This window comes from Microbacterium sp. IO18 (assembly GCF_049099505.1).
In the GTDB taxonomy this organism is placed as follows: Bacteria; Actinomycetota; Actinomycetes; order Actinomycetales; family Microbacteriaceae; genus Microbacterium; species Microbacterium aurugineum.
This window is the reverse complement of record NZ_JBMJAF010000001.1, coordinates 389,493-410,704: the sequence shown is the minus strand read 5'-3', so window position 1 is coordinate 410,704 and position 21,212 is coordinate 389,493. Positions and strand designations below refer to the sequence as shown.

Annotated in this window: 22 protein-coding genes; 10 read left to right on the top strand and 12 right to left on the bottom strand. The window is 68.3% G+C overall.

All coding sequences use genetic code 11. From position 1 onward, the window contains the following. Window positions 1–8: 8 nt before the first annotated feature. The 7 genes from secF to ACLF6J_RS02015 all read right to left on the bottom strand — a co-directional run bounded on the left by secF (window position 9) and on the right by ACLF6J_RS02015 (window position 6,312). Window positions 9–998: a protein translocase subunit SecF gene (secF, locus tag ACLF6J_RS02045; RefSeq protein ID WP_134353751.1), complete on the bottom strand. Its 990-nt coding sequence runs from the start codon at window positions 996–998 to the stop codon at window positions 9–11. Next, window positions 998–2,746 carry a protein translocase subunit SecD gene (gene secD, locus ACLF6J_RS02040; RefSeq protein WP_131491065.1) on the bottom strand — a complete coding sequence of 583 codons (1,749 nt, stop codon included), beginning with the start codon at window positions 2,744–2,746 and terminating at the stop codon, window positions 998–1,000. Before secD ends, secF begins: the two co-directional genes overlap by 1 nt. A 55-nt stretch (window positions 2,747–2,801) precedes the next feature. Continuing rightward, entirely contained in the window at window positions 2,802–3,203 is a 402-nt protein-coding gene (locus tag ACLF6J_RS02035) for a preprotein translocase subunit YajC (protein ID WP_372491375.1), read from the bottom strand. Window positions 3,204–3,275: 72 nt separating this feature from the next. Next, window positions 3,276–4,301: a Holliday junction branch migration DNA helicase RuvB gene (ruvB, locus tag ACLF6J_RS02030; protein ID WP_047519487.1), complete on the bottom strand. Its 1,026-nt coding sequence runs from the start codon at window positions 4,299–4,301 to the stop codon at window positions 3,276–3,278. Then, window positions 4,294–4,914 (bottom strand): Holliday junction branch migration protein RuvA, encoded by a 621-nt coding sequence (gene ruvA, locus ACLF6J_RS02025; protein WP_134353752.1) that lies wholly within the window; start codon window positions 4,912–4,914, stop codon window positions 4,294–4,296. The genes ruvB and ruvA overlap by 8 nt, the downstream gene beginning before the upstream one ends. Before the next feature lie 27 nt (window positions 4,915–4,941). After that, entirely contained in the window at window positions 4,942–5,505 is a 564-nt protein-coding gene (gene ruvC / locus ACLF6J_RS02020) for a crossover junction endodeoxyribonuclease RuvC (RefSeq protein ID WP_134353753.1), read from the bottom strand. Window positions 5,506–5,550: 45 nt separating this feature from the next. Then, complete coding sequence (locus tag ACLF6J_RS02015) at window positions 5,551–6,312, bottom strand: YebC/PmpR family DNA-binding transcriptional regulator (RefSeq protein ID WP_047519481.1); 762 nt, start codon at window positions 6,310–6,312, stop codon at window positions 5,551–5,553. A 202-nt stretch (window positions 6,313–6,514) separates the two neighbouring features. On the opposite strand from ACLF6J_RS02015, the gene ACLF6J_RS02010 reads away from it, so the two are divergent. Next, window positions 6,515–7,909, top strand: a complete 1,395-nt coding sequence (locus tag ACLF6J_RS02010; protein ID WP_421076811.1) for a pyridoxal phosphate-dependent decarboxylase family protein — start codon at window positions 6,515–6,517, stop codon at window positions 7,907–7,909. Window positions 7,910–7,993: 84 nt separating this feature from the next. Continuing rightward, on the top strand, window positions 7,994–8,680 hold the full coding sequence (locus ACLF6J_RS02005) for an alpha/beta hydrolase-fold protein (protein ID WP_131491069.1): 687 nt from the start codon (window positions 7,994–7,996) through the stop codon (window positions 8,678–8,680). A 19-nt stretch (window positions 8,681–8,699) separates the two neighbouring features. On the opposite strand, the gene pdxT is transcribed toward ACLF6J_RS02005, so the two are convergent. Both pdxT and pdxS read right to left on the bottom strand, forming a co-directional pair. Next, window positions 8,700–9,320, bottom strand: a complete 621-nt coding sequence (gene pdxT, locus ACLF6J_RS02000; protein WP_131491070.1) for a pyridoxal 5'-phosphate synthase glutaminase subunit PdxT — start codon at window positions 9,318–9,320, stop codon at window positions 8,700–8,702. Further along, complete coding sequence (gene pdxS / locus ACLF6J_RS01995; RefSeq protein WP_047519474.1) at window positions 9,310–10,203, bottom strand: pyridoxal 5'-phosphate synthase lyase subunit PdxS; 894 nt, start codon at window positions 10,201–10,203, stop codon at window positions 9,310–9,312. The genes pdxT and pdxS overlap by 11 nt, the downstream gene beginning before the upstream one ends. A gap of 90 nt (window positions 10,204–10,293) precedes the next feature. Between pdxS and ACLF6J_RS01990 the strand changes: the two genes are divergently transcribed. Together ACLF6J_RS01990 and pdxY are read left to right on the top strand one after the other, a co-directional pair. Then, on the top strand, window positions 10,294–11,601 hold the full coding sequence (locus tag ACLF6J_RS01990) for an aminotransferase class I/II-fold pyridoxal phosphate-dependent enzyme (protein WP_134353755.1): 1,308 nt from the start codon (window positions 10,294–10,296) through the stop codon (window positions 11,599–11,601). A 49-nt stretch (window positions 11,602–11,650) separates the two neighbouring features. Beyond that, entirely contained in the window at window positions 11,651–12,502 is an 852-nt protein-coding gene (pdxY, locus tag ACLF6J_RS01985; protein ID WP_134353756.1) for a pyridoxal kinase PdxY, read from the top strand. Here pdxY and ACLF6J_RS01980 read toward each other — a convergent pair. The 3 genes from ACLF6J_RS01980 to ACLF6J_RS01970 all read right to left on the bottom strand — a co-directional run bounded on the left by ACLF6J_RS01980 (window position 12,480) and on the right by ACLF6J_RS01970 (window position 15,911). After that, window positions 12,480–13,067, bottom strand: coding sequence for an HIT family protein (locus ACLF6J_RS01980; protein ID WP_052193242.1), 588 nt, complete (start codon window positions 13,065–13,067; stop codon window positions 12,480–12,482). The two genes, pdxY and ACLF6J_RS01980, sit on opposite strands and share 23 nt — an antisense overlap. Further along, window positions 13,064–14,989 (bottom strand): threonine--tRNA ligase, encoded by a 1,926-nt coding sequence (gene thrS, locus ACLF6J_RS01975; protein WP_244093684.1) that lies wholly within the window; start codon window positions 14,987–14,989, stop codon window positions 13,064–13,066. Before thrS ends, ACLF6J_RS01980 begins: the two co-directional genes overlap by 4 nt. A 151-nt stretch (window positions 14,990–15,140) precedes the next feature. After that, window positions 15,141–15,911 (bottom strand): GIN domain-containing protein, encoded by a 771-nt coding sequence (locus ACLF6J_RS01970; RefSeq protein ID WP_134353758.1) that lies wholly within the window; start codon window positions 15,909–15,911, stop codon window positions 15,141–15,143. A 119-nt stretch (window positions 15,912–16,030) separates the two neighbouring features. Between ACLF6J_RS01970 and ACLF6J_RS01965 the strand changes: the two genes are divergently transcribed. The 6 genes from ACLF6J_RS01965 (at window position 16,031) to ACLF6J_RS01940 (ending at window position 20,980) form a co-directional block, all read left to right on the top strand. Then, entirely contained in the window at window positions 16,031–16,426 is a 396-nt protein-coding gene (locus tag ACLF6J_RS01965) for a DoxX family protein (RefSeq protein ID WP_134353759.1), read from the top strand. Between the two features lie 53 nt (window positions 16,427–16,479). Then, window positions 16,480–17,856 carry a cryptochrome/photolyase family protein gene (locus ACLF6J_RS01960; protein WP_134353760.1) on the top strand — a complete coding sequence of 459 codons (1,377 nt, stop codon included), beginning with the start codon at window positions 16,480–16,482 and terminating at the stop codon, window positions 17,854–17,856. 42 nt (window positions 17,857–17,898) lie between these two features. After that, window positions 17,899–18,504 carry a hypothetical protein gene (locus ACLF6J_RS01955; RefSeq protein ID WP_052193239.1) on the top strand — a complete coding sequence of 202 codons (606 nt, stop codon included), beginning with the start codon at window positions 17,899–17,901 and terminating at the stop codon, window positions 18,502–18,504. A gap of 117 nt (window positions 18,505–18,621) precedes the next feature. Next, window positions 18,622–19,209, top strand: a complete 588-nt coding sequence (locus ACLF6J_RS01950; protein WP_134353761.1) for a copper resistance CopC family protein — start codon at window positions 18,622–18,624, stop codon at window positions 19,207–19,209. An 11-nt stretch (window positions 19,210–19,220) separates the two neighbouring features. Then, window positions 19,221–19,754, top strand: a complete 534-nt coding sequence (locus ACLF6J_RS01945) for a copper chaperone PCu(A)C (RefSeq protein ID WP_134354017.1) — start codon at window positions 19,221–19,223, stop codon at window positions 19,752–19,754. Then, window positions 19,754–20,980, top strand: coding sequence for a Dyp-type peroxidase (locus ACLF6J_RS01940; RefSeq protein WP_134353762.1), 1,227 nt, complete (start codon window positions 19,754–19,756; stop codon window positions 20,978–20,980). Before ACLF6J_RS01945 ends, ACLF6J_RS01940 begins: the two co-directional genes overlap by 1 nt. Window positions 20,981–21,212: the final 232 nt, after the last annotated feature.

Here is a 21,212-nt window from a genome sequence, read left to right as displayed (position 1 = left end):
GCAGCCGATCAGGCTTCGACGGATGCCCTGCTGCGGGCGTCGCGGATGCGTGCGTCCCGCTCCTTGAGCTGCGGCTCGTTCTCGCGGAACAGCGAGTAGAGCGGCGCGGCCACGAACAGCGTCGAGTAGGTGGCCACCAGGATGCCGACGAAGATCGACAGGGAGATGTCGGTGAGCGACTCCGCACCGAGCCAGAAGGCACCGATGAAGAGCACCGCGCCGACCGGAAGGGCGGCGACGACAGACGTGTTGATCGAGCGCACGAGCGTCTGGTTCACCGCGAGGTTCACCGATTCACCGAACAAGCGGGCAGACTTCTCCCCGTCCTCCGTCGTGTTCTCTCGAATCTTGTCGAAGACGACGGTGGTGTCATACAGGGAGTAGGCGAGGATCGTCAGGAAGCCGATCACCGCCGCCGGCGAGATCTCGAATCCGGCCAGGGCGTAGACGCCCACCGTGATCACGAGCACGTCGAGCAGGCCGATGATCGCCGCGGCCGACATCTTCCAGGTGCGGAAGTAGATCGCCAGGATCAGGAAGGTCAGGGCGAGGAAGATCGCGAGACCCCACAGTGACTGCTTGGTGACGTTCTCACCCCACGCCGGACCGATGAACGACGAGGTGACGTTGGCGGCCTCGACGCCGTAGGCCTCTGCGAGTGCGTCGGCGACCTGCTGCGTCTCGGCGGCGCTCATCTGGTCGGTCTGCACGCGGATGTCGGCGTTGTTCACGACGACGACCTTGGTCGAAGCGCCGGGCACGACCGACTGGACGGCCTCGGTCGCGGCGCCCTGGTCGAGCGTCTCGGGGGCCTGCACCGTGAACTGCGACCCGCCGGTGAACTCGATCGAGAACTGGATGGGGCGGAACAGCGGAACGAGCGCGGAACCGACCACGAGGGCGATCGCGATGATGAACCAGAGCCGACGCTTGCCGACGAACGGGAAGGAGGTCTTCCCCGAATACAGATTGTTGCCGAACTCATTCATGGAAGGCATCAGGCGTCTCCCTCACTTCCGGCGTTGGTCTGTCTGTCGCCCGCGAGCGCTTCCGCGCGTTTGCGTTCGGCGATGGTCTGTCGACGTTCTGCTTCGCCGCGGGACCGCGAGTTCTTCGCGCCGCGCCCGGCCGAGGCCGTCGAGACCTCCCGGTACTGGGAGCGACTCCGATAGACGGCGCCGAGCGCCTCGGGGTCGAGCCCCGACAGCTTGTGTCCCCCGCCGAAGAAGCGCGTGCGGGCGAGCAGTTGCATCACCGGGTGTGTGAAGATCACGAAGATGAACACGTCGATCAGGGTCGTGAGTCCGAGCGTGAACGCGAAGCCCTTCACGGTGGCGTCGGCGAGGATGTACAGCACGACAGCGGCGAGGACGTTGATCGACTTCGAGATGTAGATCGTCCGCTTCGCGCGACCCCAGCCGTCTTCGACGGCAGCCGTGATGGACTTGCCGTCGCGGAGTTCATCACGTATTCGTTCGAAGTAGACGATGAACGAGTCGGCCGTGAAGCCGATCGAGACGATGAGGCCCGCGACACCAGCGAGCGACAGGCGGAAGCCGATGCGCCAGGCCAGGATGCAGATGATGATGTAGGTCAAGATCGCCATCACCGCGATGGAGGCGATGATCACCGATCCGAGCGCGCGATAGACGATGAGTGAGTAGATCGCGACGAGGGCGAGACCGATGAGACCGGCGATCAGACCGATCTGCAGCTGCTGGGTACCGAGCGTCGCGGAGATCGTGTCGGAGCTCTGCACGGTGAAGCTGAGCGGCAGCGCACCGAACTTGAGCTGATCCGCGAGCGTGGTCGCGGTCTCCTGCGTGAAGCTACCCGAGATGCTGGGGCGTCCGTCGAGGATGACGCCGTTCATGCGCGGCGCGCTGATCACGTCTCCATCGAGCACGAAGGCGAACTGATCGCGCGGCGAGAGCCCATCGATGCGGTTCTGGTTCAGGCGCGTGCTGACCTTGCCGAAGGCGTCTCCGCCCTCGCCGTTCATGGTGAGCTGGACGATCCAGGCGCCGGACTGCTGGTCGCGACCGGCGGAAGCGTCGGTGATGGCGGTGCCGTCGAGCTCGGCCGGACCGAGCAGGAACTTCTGCGTGTCATCCGGCGAGCAGGCGATGACCGGCTCATCCTTCGGCGCCCGGGCCGGGTCGTTGTCGGGGTTCGCGCAGTCGTATGCCTGGAACTCCGCCGCGAGCTTCTCGGTCACCCAGGAGAGATCGCTCGCATCGGTCGGCGTCGCGGTCGGCGTCGCGTTCAGGGTGGGATCGGGGGTCGGGAACGGCGTGGAGTTCCCGTCCTCCCCGACGAACTCGGTGCCCGCCGCGTTCGTGTAGAGCACGGGCCGAAGCTCGAGCTGTGCACTCGCCTGAATCCGCTCACGGGTCTGCGCGTCGGCCTCGCCCGGGATCTGGACGACGATGTTCTGCCCGCCCTCGGTCGTGATGTCGGCCTCAGCCACACCTGACGCGTCGACACGTTGCCGGATGATCGCCGCGGCCTGGTCGAGCTGTTCCTGCGTGGGAGCAGCTCCGTCTTCCGTCTCGGCGCTCAGGACGATCTGGGTGCCGCCCTGGAGGTCCAGCGCGAGCTCGGGCGTCCACGAACTCGCCGGCGCCCCCTCAGCGTCCTTGAAGACGTACACACCGAGCGAGTTGATGCCGAAGAGCACGCCGGTCACGAGGAGCAGGCCGAGGAGGACCCGCCAGGCGTGACGGACGGGAGAGGATGAAGCCACGTGTGTTCAGCTTTCTGAAAGGACGGAGATCCGGCGGGCCGTGTCGGCCGCGGACTTACTTGTCGTCGGCGTCCCGCTCGAGGCGGGCGCGGGTCTCCTCGGGGGTCTCGACCGGAGGCGCGGCCGGCTCGTCCGCATCCTGCTCCTCGACGGCGTCGACGGGCGTCTCGACGACGGCGTCCTTCGGTTCGACGACGCGCAGGATCGCCTGGCTGTGGACGTCGATGATCGTGCCGGGCGCGATCTCGACGAGCGCCGGGGTGTCGAGGTCCTCGGGATCGTAGGAGACGATCGTGCCGTAGATGCCGCCCTGCAGCAGCACCTTGGCGCCGGGAACGGTCTTGGTCGCCTTCTCCTCCTGCTCGGCCTTCATCTGCTTCGTGCGCTTGCGCGTGTTGAAGATCATGAAGACGAGGAGGACGGCAAGAAGGCCGAAGAGCAGGAATTCCATGGGCATGGGGGAAGCGCCTTTCTCAGGTGCACGCTCCAGCCTTTGGGCGCGCGAAGGTATCCGGGAAGTCTTCAGTGATTATAGGTCATCCAACTTAAGCATCCCGTCCGGATGCGGAACGCCCAGGTGGGTGTATGCGTCGGGCATCGCCACACGGCCGCGCGGAGTCCGGCCCAGGAAGCCGATGCGCACGAGATACGGCTCGACCACGCTCTCCACGGTCTCGCCCTCTTCTCCGACGGCCACGGCGAGCGTGCTCAGGCCGACGGGACCTCCACGGAAGCGCCGCACGAGGGCATCGAGGACCGCCCGGTCGAGCCGATCGAGGCCGATCGCGTCCACGTCATAGAGCTCCAGCGCCGCCCGCACGTCGCCGATCGTGGCCGCGCCGTGGCCGTGCACGAGCGCATAGTCCCGGACTCGGCGGAGCAGACGGTTCGCGATACGCGGTGTGCCCCGAGAACGGCGCGCGATCTCGGACAGCGAGTCGGTCGGCAGATCGACGCCCAGCACCGCGGCGGAGCGCGCGATGACCTGTTCCAGCTCGGACTCCTCGTAGAACTCCAGGTGCCCCGTGAACCCGAAGCGGTCCCGCAGCGGGTTGGGCAGCAGGCCGGAGCGGGTCGTCGCCCCCACGAGAGTGAACGGCGAGAGCTCGAGCGGGATGCTGGTCGCGCCCGCGCCCTTCCCGACCATGATGTCGATCCGGTAGTCCTCCATCGCGAGGTAGAGCATCTCCTCCGCCGAGCGGGCCATGCGATGGATCTCGTCGATGAAGAGCACTTCCCCCGGGACCAGGCTCGACAGCAGCGCCGCCAGGTCGCCCGCGTGCTGGATCGCGGGGCCGCTCGAGAGACGCAGCGGCCGCTCGCTCTCGTGCGCGACGATCATCGCGAGCGTCGTCTTCCCGAGCCCCGGCGGGCCCGCCAGAAGGATGTGATCGGCCGGCCGGCTCTGGAGTCGCGCCGCTTCGAGGAGCAGCTGTAGCTGTCCTCGGACTTTCTGCTGCCCGACGAAGTCTCCGAGGCTCGTCGGGCGCAGCGCGCCCTCGATCGCGAGTTCGGTCTCGTCCGAGGGTTCCGACGCGTCGAGAGGGTCAGACATGCGGCTGGCCTCCCTTCGCCGGACCCAACAGGGCGAGGGTGCGTCGGAGCAGCGCCGCGACAGATGCACGCTCCGCCTCCGTGGCCTCCTCCGCCGTCTGGGCTGCCGCTTCGGCGGCGATCTTCTCCGACCACCCCAAGCCGACCAGGGCGGCGGAGACTTGGGTGACGACATCGGTGTTCCCCGCGGCGACGGACGTGGACGGGGCGGCGAACGCCTGCACCTTGCCCGCGAGCTGGAGCACGATGAGCTTGGCCGTCTTCGGGCCGATCCCGGAGACGCGCCGGAACGGCGCATCGTCCTCGGCGGTGACGGCCTCCGCGATCTGATCGGTGGTGAGGTGCGACAGCACGCCGAGCGCCGACTTCGGCCCGACTCCGGTCACCCCGATCAGGAGGCCGAAGATCTCGAGTTCACCGCGGTCCGCGAAGCCGAACAGCGACAGGGAGTCCTCTCGCACGATGAGACTCGTGTGCAGGAGGAGCTTCTCCCCCACCGTGGCGGTGTGCGCGACATCGGCCGGGACGGCGACGGCGAACCCGACCCCGCCCACATCGATGACGACCTGATCGGACGTCGCGTGCAGAACGACGCCGTGCAGAGAGGAGATCATCGTCTCAGCCTACGGTGTAGGTCGTAGCTATGTTCGAGCGACACGCTCCGCCGCGGCCCAGGCGCGTTGCGCGGGCGTCAACGCGCTCTGACCGGATGTGGTCGGTCCTCCGCGACGCCAGGCATGACAGAGCGCGATCGCCAGAGCATCCGCCGCGTCGGCGGGCTGGGGCAGCGTATCCAGACGCAGGATCCGCGCGATCATGGTCTGCACCTGCCGTTTGTCGGCGGCGCCGTACCCGGTGACGGCCGCTTTCACTTCGCTCGGGGTATGCGTGGCGGCCGGCAACCCGGACTCGGACGCGATCAGCAGCGCGATCCCGCTGGCCTGCGCCGTGCCCATCACCGTGTGCGTGTTCTGCTGAGCGAACACCCGCTCGACGGCGACGGCATCGGGCCGGTGCTCAGCGATCACGGCGCGGATCCCTGCGGCGACGATCGCGAGGCGATCACCGATCTCCGCATCCGGCGACGAGCGGATGACCCCCACGTGCACGAGGGTTCCCCGACGGGAACGGTCGACGTCCACGACACCGACACCGCACCGGGTCAGGCCCGGGTCGATGCCGAGCACGCGCAGAGAGGAAGCCACTCCCCCAGGCTAGGCGGCGGAGCGGACACCGCGGGTCCGGCGCGCCTAGGCCTCGTCGTTCTCCAGCTCGGCCTGGACCTCGGTGCTCAGGTCGAAGTTCGTGAAGACGTTCTGCACGTCTTCACTGTCTTCGAGCGCATCGATGAGACGGAAGACCTTGCGTGCGGTGTCGGCGTCGATCTCGACCTTGAGGTTCGGGACGAACTCGACGTCAGCGGATTCGTAGTCGATCCCCGCTTCCTGGAGCGCGGTGCGCACGGCCACCAGGTCGGTCGCCTCGGTGATGATCTCGAAGCCCTCCGCGTGCGGCTCGATCTCCTCGGCGCCCGCCTCGAGCGCGGCCATCATGACGTCGTCCTCGGTGGTGCCCTCGGAGCCGACGACGATGACGCCCTTGCGGCTGAAGTTGTAGGCGACGCTACCCGGATCGGCCAGCGTGCCGCCGTTGCGGCTGAGAGCCGTCCGCACCTCTGCAGCCGCACGGTTCTTGTTGTCGGTCAGACACTCGATCATGAGGGCGACGCCGTTGGGTCCATAGCCTTCGTACATGATCGAGAGGTATTCGACGGCCTCGCCGCCGATGCCCGCACCGCGCTTCACCGCACGGTCGATGTTGTCCTTGGGGACCGAGGTCTTCTTGGCCTTCTGCACCGCGTCGAAGAGCGTCGGGTTGCCCGCAAGATCGGGTCCGCCGAGCTTCGCCGCGACCTCGATGTTCTTGATGAGCTTGGCCCAGGACTTCGCGCGCCTGGAGTCGATGATGGCTTTCTTGTGCTTCGTGGTCGCCCACTTGGAATGCCCGGACATAAGTCTCCGCTCGTCGTATCCGCCCCGGAGCGTGCCCAGGGCATCGACCATTCTATCGAAAAGCCACGGTTGCCCGAGTGGCGTCCACTGCGGCCGACCGCGCGGCCGTCAGTCGCGCGGGTCTCGCGCGGGCAGCCACTGCGACCGTGCCGGCCTCGCGTGACCACTGGTGCGATGGGGCCTCCGGGTGTAGGCCTGAGGCATGAAAGAGACGGCTCCCGACGACCGGACCCGCGCACTCGAGACCGCGCACGATGCCGCGCTCCGCTTCCTGGACTCGGTGGCCGAGCGGCCGGTGTGGCCGAGGGCTTCGCTCGACGAGATGCTCACCGCCTTCGGGGGTCCGCTCCCCGAACACGGTGTGGACGCCGCGGCAGTCGTGGAGGAAATGGCCGTGCTCGCCGATCCCGGACTCGTCGCGATCCCCGGCGGCCGGTTCTTCGGTTTCGTGATCGGCGGAACCCATCCGGCAGCCCTGGCCGCGGACTGGCTCGTCTCGGCGTGGGATCAGAACTCGGGCTCGTCGACTCTCACGCCGGCCACTGTGGCGATGGAACGCATCGCCGGGCAATGGATGCTCGAGGCCTTCGAGCTCCCCGCGACCGCCAGCGTCGGCTTCGTCACGGGCGGGCAGCTCGCCAACTTCACCTGCCTCGCCGCCGCGCGGCACTCCGTGCTGGCGCGCGCGGGGTGGGACATCGCGGAGCAGGGATTACACGGGTCTCCGCCGCTGCGTTTCGTCGTCGGCGCCCACCGGCACGGCTCCATCGACCGCGCCGCCCGGTTCCTCGGGATCGGGCGGGCCGAACTCACGATCGTCCCGACCGACGGCCAAGGGCGCATGAGCCCGGAGGCGCTCGATCAGGCACTCGTCGGCGCGGAGGGACCCCTCATCGTGTGCCTGCAGGCGGGAGAGGTGCACACCGGCGCCTTCGACGACTTCGCGACGTTGATCCCCCTCGCCCGCCGGCACGGTGCATGGATCCACGTCGACGGCGCGTTCGGACTGTGGGCTGCGGCGTCTCCCGGGCTGAGCCACCTCACCGCCGGCATGGCGGACGCCGACTCCTGGGCGACCGACGCGCACAAGACGCTCAACGTGCCGTATGACTGCGGCATGGCGATCGTGCGCGACCCGGCCGACTCGATCGCCGCATTCCGCACCGGAGGCGACTATCTGATCTATTCGGGGCTCGACCCGTGGGATGTCACCCCGGAACTCTCACGACGCGCCCGCGGGGTTCCCGCGTGGGCCGCACTGCGCAGTCTCGGTCGGTCGGGCATTGCGGAACTCATTGACCGCCTCCATGCGAACGCCGTCGCGATGGCGGCGGGACTGCGAACCGTGGAGTCGGTGGAAGTCATCAACGACGTCGACTACACACAGGTGATGTTCCGCCTCGGCTCCGACGAAGCGACGCGTGCGCTCGGCGCGGCGATCCTCGTCGACGGGACGGCCGCGATGACGGGGGCCGAATGGGAAGGGCGTGCAGCTCTGCGGTGCTCGATGTCGTCCTGGGCGACCACCCCGGAAGACATCGGCCGCACGGTCGAAGCCATCCGCGGCCTGGTCGCCGCAGGGTCACCCGCCGGTTGACCGAGACCGTGGGCTCCACATCCGGTTGCCCGCTCCGCACATCGTTCCCTCGGACGACCGGCGCACATGGCGCAGGATGGACACATGCGCAGATCGCGACACATCACTCCTGCCTCCCGCTCTTCGGACGTGCGGAACGGCGAGCCGACGCCGGCCGACTCCCTGCGGTACCTGCTCCATCTCCCGGACGACTACGACGCCGACCCCGACCGACGGTGGCCACTCGTCCTGTTCCTGCATGGTTCGGGTGAGCGCGGTACCGACGTCGAGCTCGCCGCCGTGCACGGTCCGCCGAGTCTGGCGGATGCCGGGCAGGAGTTCCCCTTCGTCCTCGTCACGCCTCAGTGTGGCGAATCGAGCCAGTGGGTCGCGGAGCTCTCGACGTTGTCCGTGCTGCTCGACGAGGTCGTCGCAGAGCACCGCATCGATGCGTCCCGCATATCGGTGACAGGACTCAGCATGGGCGGATTCGGGGCCTGGAGCCTGGCGGTGCGCTATCCCGACCGGTTCGCGTCGATCGCGCCGATCTGCGGAGGGCTCTGGATGCAGAGCGCTGCGCCGCTCCGTGACGTCCCCGTCTGGGCTTTCCACGGTGATGCCGACGATGTCGTGCCGTTCTCCGCCACGGAACAGATCATCAGCGAACTCCGAGGCCTCGGTGCCGACGCCCGGTTCACTCGATACGCAGGCGTCGGTCACGATTCCTGGACCGAGACCTATGAGAACCCCGAGCTGTACGACTGGCTCCTCTCCCACCGGCGCCACGTCTGACCGCGACGCTCGGACGGACCTAAGCGCTCTGCGGCGCCCTCGTGCGGTGCCGCGACTCCACCCGTGCGAGGAAGCGTTCGTGAAAGCGGCGCTCCCCCGTGATCTCGGGGTGAAAGCTCAGTCCGAGCAGATTCCCCTGCTCCACCGCGACCACACGCCCGTCGGGCAGCGCCGCGAGCACGGTCGCGCGCGGACCGACCGACTCGACCACGGGCCCACGGATGAAGGCCGCCGACACCGGGCCCCCGCCGAACGCAGGGACCTCGAGTTCCGCCTCGAACGATTCGACCTGGCGACCGAAGGCGTTCCGGCGCACGACGACATCGAGCCCTCCGAACGACTCCTGCCCGTCGATCGCGTCGACGATGTCATCCGCGAGCATGATCAAGCCCGCGCAGGTGCCGAGCACCGGCATGCCCGAGGCGATCGCGTCGCGGATCGGCTCCTGCATGCCGAAGATCCGGGAGAGCTTGTCGATCACGCTCGACTCGCCCCCCGGGATCACGAGTCCGTCGACCGCGGCGAGCTCGTCGGGGCGACGCACCGGAGTGGCATCGGCGCCGAGTTCCGTCAGCAGGGCGACATGCTCGCGCACGTCGCCCTGCAATGCGAGGACGCCGACCTTGCCTCTACCAGCCACGCTCGGCGAGTCGGTGAGGTGCCGGGAGGTCGCTCACGTTGATGCCGACCATCGCCTCGCCCAGCCCACGCGAAACCTCGGCGATGACCTTGGCGTCGTCATAGAAGGTCGTCGCCTTGACGATGGCCTTGGCCCGCTCTGCCGGGTTGCCCGACTTGAAGATGCCGGAGCCGACGAAGACGCCGTCAGCACCGAGCTGCATCATCATGGCGGCATCGGCGGGGGTCGCGACCCCTCCGGCCACGAACAGCACGACCGGGAGCGTGCCGGTCTCAGCGATCTCGGCGACGAGTTCGTACGGCGCTTGCAGCTCCTTCGCCGCGACGAAGAGCTCGTCCTTGGGAAGCGCGGTGAGCGCGGCGATCTCTCCGCGGATCTTGCGGATGTGCTTCATCGCCTCGGAGACGTCACCGGTCCCGGCCTCTCCCTTGGAACGGATCATCGCCGCACCCTCATTGATGCGGCGGAGCGCCTCGCCGAGGTTCGTCGCACCGCACACGAACGGGACGGTGAAGCCGTACTTGTCGATGTGGTTGACGTAGTCGGCCGGTGAGAGCACCTCGGACTCGTCGATGTAGTCCACGCCGAGCTCCTGCAGCACCTGCGCCTCGACGAAGTGCCCGATGCGGGCCTTGGCCATCACGGGGATGGAGACGGCGTCGATGATGCTGTCGATCATGTCGGGGTCGCTCATGCGGGAGACACCGCCCTGCGCACGGATGTCCGCCGGCACACGCTCGAGAGCCATCACGGCGACGGCGCCCGCGTCTTCGGCGATCTTCGCCTGTTCTGCCGTGACGACGTCCATGATGACGCCGCCCTTGAGCATCTCGGCGAGACCGCGCTTGACGCGCGCGGATCCGGTGGTTGTCTGCTCTGCCATGGGGAACTCCTGTCGGATGCACCGAAGTCGGGTTTGATCTAGGTCAAACATAGCACTGTCCGATTCGACCTAGAATCACAGAGGAGGACCATGAGCGACCAGATCACCGGGACGACCGCAGCGGACATCGCCGACAGCGTGCGTTCCTTGCGCGACCGCGGAATCCTCCGGGTCGGGGCTGTCCTCCCCCCGGTGCGCGAGCTCGCTGCCACGCTCGGCGTCAACCGCAACACGGCGGTGGCCGCGTACCGGCAGCTCGCCCAGGCCGGCCTCGTCGTCTCGCGCGGGCGTGCGGGCACCGTCGTGGCGGGTCTCGAATCGGTGGCCCAGGAGGGATACGCGCCCGACACGGTGCTTCGCGACATCGGCACGGGCAACCCCGATCCCCGGCTCATCCCCGACCCGGCACCCGCGCTGATGACGATCGCCTCCCGTCCCGTGCTCTACGGCGAGCCCGTGATCGATCGTGGCCTCGAAGAATGGTCCCGGCAGTGGATCTCGTCCGATCTCCGCGCCGACGACTTCCGGATCACGGTGACGAGCGGTGCCGTCGACGCGGTCGAGCGTCTGCTCGCGCAGGCACTCATGCGCGACGACGCCGTGGCACTCGAAGACCCCTGCTTCCTCGCGAGCATCCACACGGTGCGTCTGGGCGGCTACCGGGCGGTCCCCGTGCCCGTCGACGGCGAAGGCATGACCGTCGACGGACTGCGAGCGGCGCTGGACGCAGGCGTCCGCGCCATCATCTGCACCCCGCGCGCACAGAACCCGACCGGGGCGAGCCTCACGGCGACCCGGGCGGCCGAGCTCCGCGCGATCCTCGCCGAGCATCCGTACGTGCTGATCATCGAGGACGACCACTTCTCGATGCTGTCGCAGCGGCCCTACGAGTCCCTCATCGGCGCCGAACACAGACGGTTCGCCCTCGTGCGTTCGGTGTCGAAGTTCCTCGGACCCGACATGTGCCTCGCGATCGCGGCGACGGATGCCGAGACCGCGGAACGGCTCGCGATGCGCCTGAGCCCGGGAACCACGTGGGTCAGTCACCTCCTGCAACGCCTCGCGCTGACGCAGCTGACCGACGAGACGGTCAGGACCGAGGTCGCCGCGGCGGCTGCGCACTATGCCGAGCGGAATGCGTCGTTCGTCGAGAGACTGCGCGCGCAAGGGATCGACGCGACCGAGTCCGACGGTCTCAGCCTGTGGGTCGAGCTGTCGCGACCCGCGCGGACGGTTGCCGATCGACTCATGCGACGCGGGTGGCTCGCCCGCACCGGAGACGACTTCGCGCTCGACGAACGCGCGGAGCCCTCGCACCACCTACGTCTGACCGTTCACGACCTGTCCGATGCCGACGCGGAGACGCTCGTCGCTGACCTCGTCGCCGCCGGACGATGACCACCACCTGTCGCGGGCAACGCCCCGCCCTGAACGAAAGGGTCGGAGAATGAAGATCCTCTCCATCCAGTCCGCCGTCGCTTACGGACACGTCGGCAACTCGGCGGCCGTGTTCCCGCTGCAGCGCATCGGCGTCGAAGTGCTGCCGGTCTACACGGTGAACTTCTCCAACCACACCGGCTACGGCGCGTGGCGCGGACCGCTGATCGCCTCCGATGACGTGCGTGAGGTCATCACCGGGATCGAAGAGCGTGGCGTCTTCGGGGGCATCGACGCGATCCTCAGCGGCTACCAGGGCGGAGAGGGCATCGGCGACGTGATCATCGACGCCGTCGCGCGGGTGAAGGCGGCGAACCCGAACGCCGTCTACGCGTGCGATCCGGTCATGGGCAATGCCAAGTCGGGGTGCTTCGTCGCCCCGGCCATCCCCGTGCTCCTGCGGGAGCGCGTGGTGCCGGTCGCGGACATCATCACGCCGAACCAGTTCGAGCTGGGTTTCCTCACCGACACCGAGCCGGACACGCTGGAGTCCACGCTCGCTTCGGTCGACCTCGCCCACGCGATGGGTCCGCGGACCGTCCTCGTGACGAGCGTCGAACGACCCGACCGCGAAGAGGGCACGATCGAGATGCTCGCCGCCGACGAGAAGGGTGCCTGGGTCGTGCAAACCCCGCACCTTCCGATGAAGGCGAACGGCTCCGGTGACGTGACGGCAGCGCTGTTCACCGCGCACTACGTCGAGACCGGGAGCGCGAAGGTCGCGCTCGAACGCACGGCGTCCAGCGTGTACGACCTGCTGAAGGCGACGCTGGAGTCCGGCGAGCGTGAGCTCCAGTTGGTCGAGGCGCAGGAGTTCTACGCGAACCCGCAGATGCAGTTCACGGCGCGTCAGGTGCGCTGACCTTCTCGGTCGGCCCTTCCGGCTGCGGCCACGCGGCAGCCACGGCGTGACGCACCTCGCCGAGGAGCTGCGGCAGCGCCTTGGTCTTCGCGATGATCGGGAAGAAGTTCGCGTCCGACGTCCACCGCGGAACCACATGCTGGTGCAGATGGGCATCGACGCCGGCTCCTGCCACCGCGCCTTGATTCATGCCGAGGTTGAAGCCGTCGCACCGGGAGACTTCCCGCAGCACGCGCATCGCGGTCTGCGTGAGAGCACCGATCTCGGCGACCTCCTCCGGCGTCGCCTGGTCGTAGGTGGCGATGTGACGGTACGGGCAGACGAGCAGATGGCCCGAGTTGTACGGGAACAGGTTCAGCAGCACGTAGGCGGTCTCGCCGCGAGCGACCACGAGGCGCTCGGTGTCCGGGAACTTCGGCGCCTCGCAGAACGGACATTCCTCCCGAAGGGGTTCGGGCCCTGCCTGGATGTATGCCATCCGATGCGGGGTCCACAGCCGCTGGAACTCGTCGGGCACGCCGGCCAGACGTCCGGCGTCCTCCAGCGGCTGCTCCCCCTCGGTCACGCCAGGTCCCCTGCTGTCTGCACCAGGGCGTGGCTGTCGATGGCTGCGCGGATCCGAGCCACGGCGTCCGCGATCGGAACCCCGTTCTCCTGGGCGCCGTCGCGGTAGCGGAACGAGACGGTGCCGGCGTCGCGGTCCTTCTCCCCCGCGATCAGCAGCAGCGGCACCTTGCCGGTCGTGTGCGTGCGGATCTTCTTCTGCATGCGGTCGTCCGAAGTGTCGAGCTCCGCGCGCACACCCTGGGCGCGCAGCGTGTCGACGACCTCGCCCAGGTAGTCGGCGAAGTCTTCGGCGACCGGGATGCCCACGACCTGCACCGGCGAGAGCCACACCGGGAAGTCGCCCGCGTAGTGCTCGAGCAGGATCGCGAAGAACCGCTCGATCGAGCCGAACAGCGCGCGGTGGATCATGATCGGGCGCTTCTTCTGCCCGTCCTTGTCCATGAACTCGAGGTCGAAGCGCTCGGGCAGGTTGGGGTCGACCTGCACGGTGGAGAGCTGCCAGGTGCGACCGATCGCATCGCGCGTCTTGAGGTCGATCTTCGGACCGTAGAACGCGGCCTCACCGGGGACCTCGGTCAGCTTGAGGCCGGAGGCGACGGCGACGCGGCGCAGCGCATCGGTGGACGACTCCCAGAACTCGTCCGTGCCGATCCACTTCGACTTCTCGTCGTCCTTCATCGAGAGCTCGAGCTCGAAATCGGTCAGACCGAAGTCGCGCAGCATCGAGAGGATGAACTCGAGGACCTTGGCGACCTCGGCCTCGAGCTGATCGGGGGTCACGAACAGATGCGAATCGTCCTGGGTGAAGCCCCGCACGCGGGTGAGGCCGTGCAGCGCGCCGGAGAGCTCGTTGCGGTAGACCGTGCCGTTCTCGGCGAACCGCAACGGCAGGTCACGGTAGCTGCGCGCGCGCTCCTTGTAGATGAGGATGTGCATCGGACAGTTCATGGGCTTCAGGTAGTAGTCCTGGCCCTGCTTGGTGACGTTGCCTTCGTCGTCGCGCTCCTCGTCCATCACGATCGGCGGGAACATGCCCTCCTTGTACGTGACGAGATGGTTCGACGTGAAGAACAGGTCTTCCTTCGAGATGTGCGGCGTGTACACGTAGGTGTAGCCGCCCTCGATGTGGCGCTTGCGCGCGTGCTGCTCCATCTCGCCACGGATGACGCCGCCGCGCGGGTGCCAGACCGAAAGGCCGGAGCCGATCTCCTCGGGGAACGAGAACAGGTCGAGCTCCTTGCCGAGGCGACGGTGGTCGCGCTTGGCGGCCTCCTCCAGCCGGTGCTGGTACGCGCGCAGCTCGTCCTTGGTGGGCCACGCCGTGCCGTAGATGCGCTGCAGCTGCGGGTTCTTCTCACTGCCCCGCCAATACGCGGCGGCGATGCGGGTGAGGTCCCAGCCGTTGCCGATCATGCGCGTGTTGGGCAGATGAGGGCCGCGGCAGAGGTCCTTCCAGACAACCTCGCCGTCGCGGGTGGTGTTGTCGTAGATCGTCAACTCGCCCTCGCCGACCTCGACGGAAGCGCCCTCCGCCGCTTCCTTCCCGCCCTTGAGGCCGATGAGCTCCAGCTTGAACGGCTCGTCGGCGAGTTCGGCGCGCGCCTCGTCGTCCGTCACCACCCGGCGGACGAAGCGCTGGCCCTCGCGGACGATGCGCTGCATCTCCTTGGTGATGGCCTTGATGTCTTCGGGCGTGAACGGGGTCTCGACGCCGAAGTCGTAGTAGAAGCCGTCGGTGATGGGCGGACCGATGCCGAGGTCCGCCTGCGGGTTGATGCGCTGCACCGCCTGTGCCAGCACATGGGCCGCGGAGTGGCGGAGGATGTTCAGCCCGTCCTGACTGTCGATCGTGATCGGCTCGACCTCGTCGGTGTCGGTCAGGGTCGTGGCGAGATCCTTGAGTTCGCCGTTGACGCGCATCGCGACGACGTTTCGGTCAGTGAACAGGGCGAAGCCGTCATTCGGCCGGGCGTTTTCAGGCACAGAAACTCTCCATCTGGGTCGGTACCCAGGTTACCGGTACGGTCGGGCGCTCCGGACCGCTACGCGACGGCGTCGCACCCGCTCGTCGTCATCGGCGCCGGACATCTCCCGATCCTGCGATCTCCTGGGTGACACGGGCTTCCCCGCCATAGGAGACGTCGCCGCTGCCGTCGATGACGACCGCGAGATTTCCGTCCACGGTCACATCTGCGCTCCCTGAACCGCGGATCGAGACGAAAGCGTCCTCACTGCGCAGATCCTCGGCCGTGTGTTCGCCGGAACCGCGGATCGAGACGTCCTGGGAGCGCGCCGTGCCGTCGATCGCCACCGCGCCGGAGCCGTCGATGCGCACGGTCAGGTCCTCGACGACGGTGTCATGGGCGACGATCTCGCCGGCGCCGTCGACCCGGAGCACAGCCGTCGCAGCATCGATCCCCGTGGCCTCCACGTCGCCCGAGCCGCGCACGGTCACGGTCGGGGCGATCGCACCGGACAGGTCGATACGGGCATCGCCTGACCCCTGCACCACGAGCGATTCGAGAGACGACACGGTCAGCTCGTAGCGGATCTCGCCGTTTCGGAGCACCGGCTCGCCGTCCATCCCGAGCCGCAGGACGCCGCCTTCGACCTGGGCGGTCAGGTGCTCGATGACCCGCTCGCCAGCCGACACGGTGAGTGCGGGCGTCGCGCCGAGGGCCACGGTCAGATCGCCGGAGGTGTCGAGCTCGACCGCGGCGACATCCGGCACCGCACGCTCCTGCGAGACGACCGGTCCCGCGTCGAACGACGCGCACCCCGTCAGCGCCGATGCGGAGAGGGCGAGGAGGAGGACGGAAGAACCGACGAGACGTGAGCGCATGGTCTCAGCGTACGAAGCGTCCGGCGGAGTCCGCCACCCACCGGGGTACGGACCTCGTATGCCCCCTCGGTATGAGTTCGCAGGGCGCGGATCGTCGGACCATCACGTAGCGTGAGGGCATGAGAGCAGTCGCCCGATGGATCCTTGCGATCGCGCTGGGCGCGATCGGCATCATGCACTTCACTTCGACCCGCGGCTTCCGTATCGTCGTGCCCGACTGGGCGGTGCAGGTGACGAAGCTCGACAAGAACGACATCGTCCTCGCTTCCGGTGCCGCCGAGATCGCCCTGTCCGCCGGCCTCATCGCGCTCCCCCGCGAACGTCGCCGGATCGGCTGGGCGACCGCCGCGTTCTTCGTCGCCGTCTTCCCCGGGAACGTCCATCAGTGGCGGACCGGACGATCCACCCCGGGACTCGATACGGATGCCCGACGACTCGGGCGCCTCTTCCTGCAGCCGCTGCTCGTGCTGTGGGCGCTCTGGGCGACGGACGAGCGTCCCCCGCGCCGCCGCTGAACCCGCCTCCGCGGACAGCGTCCATCGTCCTCGGGGTCAGGGACAATGGGGCGATGTCCTCTCCTTCGATCGTCTGGTTCCGTGACGACCTTCGCCTGGCAGACAATCCTGCACTCCGTGCGGCGATCGAGCACGGCGAGCCGATCATCGCGCTGTTCGTGCTCGATGAGGAATCCGAGGGGCTCCGTCCGCTCGGCGGCGCAGCCCGGTGGTGGCTGCACCATTCGCTCGCCTCCCTCGCGGAACGCCTGCATGACAAGGGGGCGACACTCGTGCTGAGGCGGGGCGCAGCAGACGGCATCTTGAGGGAGCTCGTGACGGATGCCGGAGCCGGGGCCGTGTTCTGGAACCGTCGTTACGGCGGCCCGGAACGCGCCGTCGACGCGGGCATCAAGTCGGCACTCCGCGCGGAGGGAGTCACGGTCGCATCCTTCGCCGCGTCGCTCCTCCACGAACCGTGGACGATCACGACCGGCAGCGGCACCCACTACTCGGTCTTCACGCCGTTCTGGCGCGCATGCCTCGCCCTCCCTGCGCCTCGCACTCCCCTCCCCGAGCCCCGGGAGATCGCGGGAGCACCGCGTCCGCCGGCATCCGACGCCCTCGACGACTGGGCGCTTCTCCCCACGACACCGGACTGGGCATCGGGACTCCGCGAGACCTGGGAGCCGGGTGAGCCGGCCGCGCGGCGCCGTGTGAAGGAGTTCCTCGAGAACGACCTTCCCGGCTACGACAGCGCCCGTGACGAGCCGTCTGCGGGCGCCACCTCGCTGCTGTCACCGCGGCTCCGCTGGGGCGAGGTGAGCCCGTTCACGGTCTGGCACGAGGCGGTCGGCGTCGACGGCAGCGGCCGCTTCCTCTCGGAGCTCGGCTGGCGCGAGTTCGCCTGGCACACGCTGTACCACTTCCCGGATCTGGCAGCGAAGAACCTGCGGCCGGAGTTCGACGCCTTCCCCTGGCCGCCGCTCGACCCGTCGCAGTTGGATGCCTGGCAGCACGGAGAGACGGGCGTCCCGCTGGTGGATGCCGGGATGCGCGAGCTCTGGCACACGGGTTACATGCACAACCGGGTGCGCATGGTGACGGCGTCGTTCCTCATCAAGAATCTGCTGATCGACTGGCGACTCGGCGAGGAGTGGTTCTGGGACACGCTGGTCGACGCCGACGAAGCCAGCAACCCCTTCAACTGGCAGTGGGTAGCGGGTTCCGGAGCGGATGCCGCACCGTACTTCCGCGTGTTCAACCCCGAGCTGCAGGCCAAGAAGTTCGACCCGCAGGGCCTCTACATCCAGCGCTGGGCATCCGAGGCGCCGACCGAGCCGATCGTCGATCTCGCGGAGACACGGAAGGCTGCGCTCGCAGCGTACGAGGTCGTCAAGCGGGCCCCGAAGACACGACGCGAGGGGAACGACGGCGTCCGCGATCGGTAGGCGTGCGACGGTGGTTCGCGCCGTCCGTGCCAGACTGGAAGCGTGACCGAATCCAGGAAGCCAGCCGTCATCCGCGGCTTCGCTGCGTCGTCACTCGCGATCTTCGTCGCACTCGCCGGCCACGTGACCGGCGGCGGGCAGGTGCCCGGCGCGCTCGGCATCCTCGTCCCGTGGATCTTCTCGTTCATGGTCTGCGTCCTCCTCGCCGGACGCTCCCTGTCGCTCATCCGCCTCGGAGTGTCCGTCGCAGTGAGTCAGTTCCTGTTCCACGCGCTGTTCGTGCTCGGCACCGTCACGCCCTCCGGAGTCTCGACGCCGCACGTGCACGGCGGACCGCTCGTGATCCCCACGGGGCCCGGCATCCCGGAGGCGGTCGCCGCTGACACCTCGATGTGGCTCGGCCACGCGGTCGCGGCACTGCTGACGGTGGCCGCGCTGTACCGGGGCGAGCGTCTGGTCCTCGCCGTGCGAGACCTCGCCCGGCAGCTGAGTCGATGGCTGCGCCGCCGTGTCGATCACGTCCTGCTCCTCCCGGCGATCCGTCTGCCCCGCCGTCTGCGCGGCGTCTTCGACCTCGCCTGCAGCCGCGGCCTCATCCTTCTGGCGACCCTTCGGGGCCGCGCTCCTCCTCTCTCCGCTGCGATCTGATCCGTGCCCTGGACCCTCACGGTCCAGAGGCGCGTCACACCGTGCGCGATCGTCGCGCGCGGGTTCTGAACGCATGCATGAACGCCGCACACGCGGCGTCTGATGAGAGGTCATCCCATGTCCCCTGTCCGCAGGATTGCGGCCGGGTTGGCGTTGGCGACGATCGCGACCCTCGCGATCGCCACGCCCGCGTCCGCCCACGACCAGTTGGTATCCAGTTCCCCGGCCGCTGACGAGCAGTTGGCGGCCGCGCCGGAAGACATCACGATGTCGTTCTCCGGTGAGCTCCTGATCCTCGATGAGTCGCTGACCGGGGCTGTCGTCATGGTCGTCGACGCCTCGGGGAAGGACTGGGTCTCCGGCGACGTCACGGTCGCCGGGCGCACGGTCACCGCAAGGCTCGAAGCGGGGATGCCCGTTGCCGGCTACCAGGTGCGATGGCAGGTGGTGTCGGAAGACGGTCACCCGATCGCCGGGGTCATCCCCTTCACGGTCGGCGATGCCGAACCGATGCAGGTCCCGACCTCCGGTGACACGGCGACGACATCCTCCGCAGGCGAAGAACAACGGGATCAGAACGCAACAGGTTCGAGCACCACCCTCCGGGTGCTGCTCATCGGCGCAGGGGGAGCGGCTGTGGCCGTCCTCCTCCTCGTGCTCCTTCGATTCCTTCGTCGTCCCCGGACGACAGCAGATGACCTGTGAAAGGCACCATTGTGAACACCACCAAGAACCTCCCCCGACTCGCCGCTGTGATCGCGGTCTCCCTGCTCGCGCTCACCGGGTGCGCTCCTGAGAGCCCCACGAGTGAGCCCACGACGCGTCCCGCCGGTGACACCATCACCATCGAGGATGCGTGGGTGAAGTCGGCTGAAGAGGGAATGTCCGCCGGCTTCGGAACCCTCGTCAACAGCGGAGACGACGACGTGACCGTCGTGTCGGTGACGTCCGAGGCGTCGCCGATGATCGAGCTGCACGAGACCGTCGAGAACGAGGCAGGCGAGATGGTCATGCGCGAGAAGGCCGGCGGATTCGTCATCCCCGCCGGAGGGACGCTCGCGCTGGAGCCGGGAGCGAACCACATCATGCTGATGGATCTGAGCGCCCCGCTCACCGCCGGCAACGACGTCACCTTCACCGTGACGTTCTCGGACGACTCCACCTACGAGTTCACGGCCCCGGTGAAGGAGTACTCCGGCGCGAACGAGAACTATGAGGACGGCGAAGAGCACGAGGGTATGGATCACTGATGTCGGCGCCCTCTGAGGGCGCCCGCTCCCGACGCTCCGGGTCGACCCGGCGACAGTTCCTTCTCGGAGGAGCTGTCGCCGGTGTCGGCGCGGTCGCTGCCGTCGGAGTGGATCTCGCCCTGAACCGCGCGGATGCTGATCAGGCACCCGCCTCCACCCCGATGAACGGTGAGCAGACCGTACCGTTCTTCGGCGACCATCAAGCGGGCATAGACACGGCTGCGCAGGCGCACGGGCTCTTCGTCGCCCTCGACCTGCATGACGACGTCGATCGCGACGGGCTCGCCCGGCTGATGGGACTCCTGACCGATGACGCCGCACGCCTGACGCAGGGCCGCGCCGCGCTCGCCGACTCCGAGCCGGAGCTCGCGCTCGCTCCGGCCAGGCTCACCGTGACGTTCGGCTTCGGCCCGAACTTCGTCGCGCGTGCAGGCGGCGTGGGTCCATCGTGGCTCGCCCCCCTGCCTGCTTTCGGGGTGGACCGGTTGCAAGCGGAATTCTCCGACGGCGACCTCCTCCTGCAGATCGCCGCCGATGACCCGCTGACCGTGGCCCACGCGAACCGGATGCTGTTGAAGGACGCCCGGGGCTTCGCCGACGTCCGGTGGACGCAGCAGGGCTTCCGCCGCGCGTACGGAACGGAGCGCCCCGGCACGACCATGCGGAACCTCTTCGGCCAGGTGGACGGCACGACCAACCCGGAACCCGGCACGGCGGACTTCGATCAGGTCGTGTGGAGTGCGGACGGCTGGCTCGCCGGCGGGACGGGCATGGTGCTCCGACGCATCCACATGGACCTCGACAAGTGGGACCGGCTGGATCGCAGCGGACGCGATGCATCGGTGGGGAGGACACTCGCCACCGGAGCGCCGCTGACCGGCACCGAGGAGTTCGATGAACCGGACTTCGATGCGAAGACATCCCTCGGCTTCCCCGTCATCCCGCAGTTCGCTCACATCCGCCGTGCCCGCGGCGACGGTGCCGAACGGATCTTTCGGCGCGGGTACAACTACGACGAACGCCCTTCGGGCGCTTCCGTCTCGGAGTCGGGCCTGCTCTTCGTCTCTTTCCAGGCCGACGTCGACGCGCAGTTCGTCCCGATGCAGCGGAGGCTCGACGAGCTCGACCTGCTCAACGAGTGGACGGTCCCGATCGGCTCGGCCGTCTTCGCGATCCCGCCGGGTTGCGCGGAGGGCGGGTTCATCGGTGAGACGCTCCTGACATGAGGCGACCGGATCACGTCAGGAGGCACCCACCGGCTGCGACGGCGTGGCCAGGTCGCACGGGAGGGCTCTAGAGGGAGCGCACGGCGGACGGGACTGCTGGCACGTGCACCGGACCTACCGGTGCTGGACCTCGCTATGCTGAGCGAGTGACGTCCAGGACCGTTCCGGTATACCACCCGTACCGCCCAGTAGGCGGGCGATGCGGCCACGGCCAGATCCACCACGATGGCAG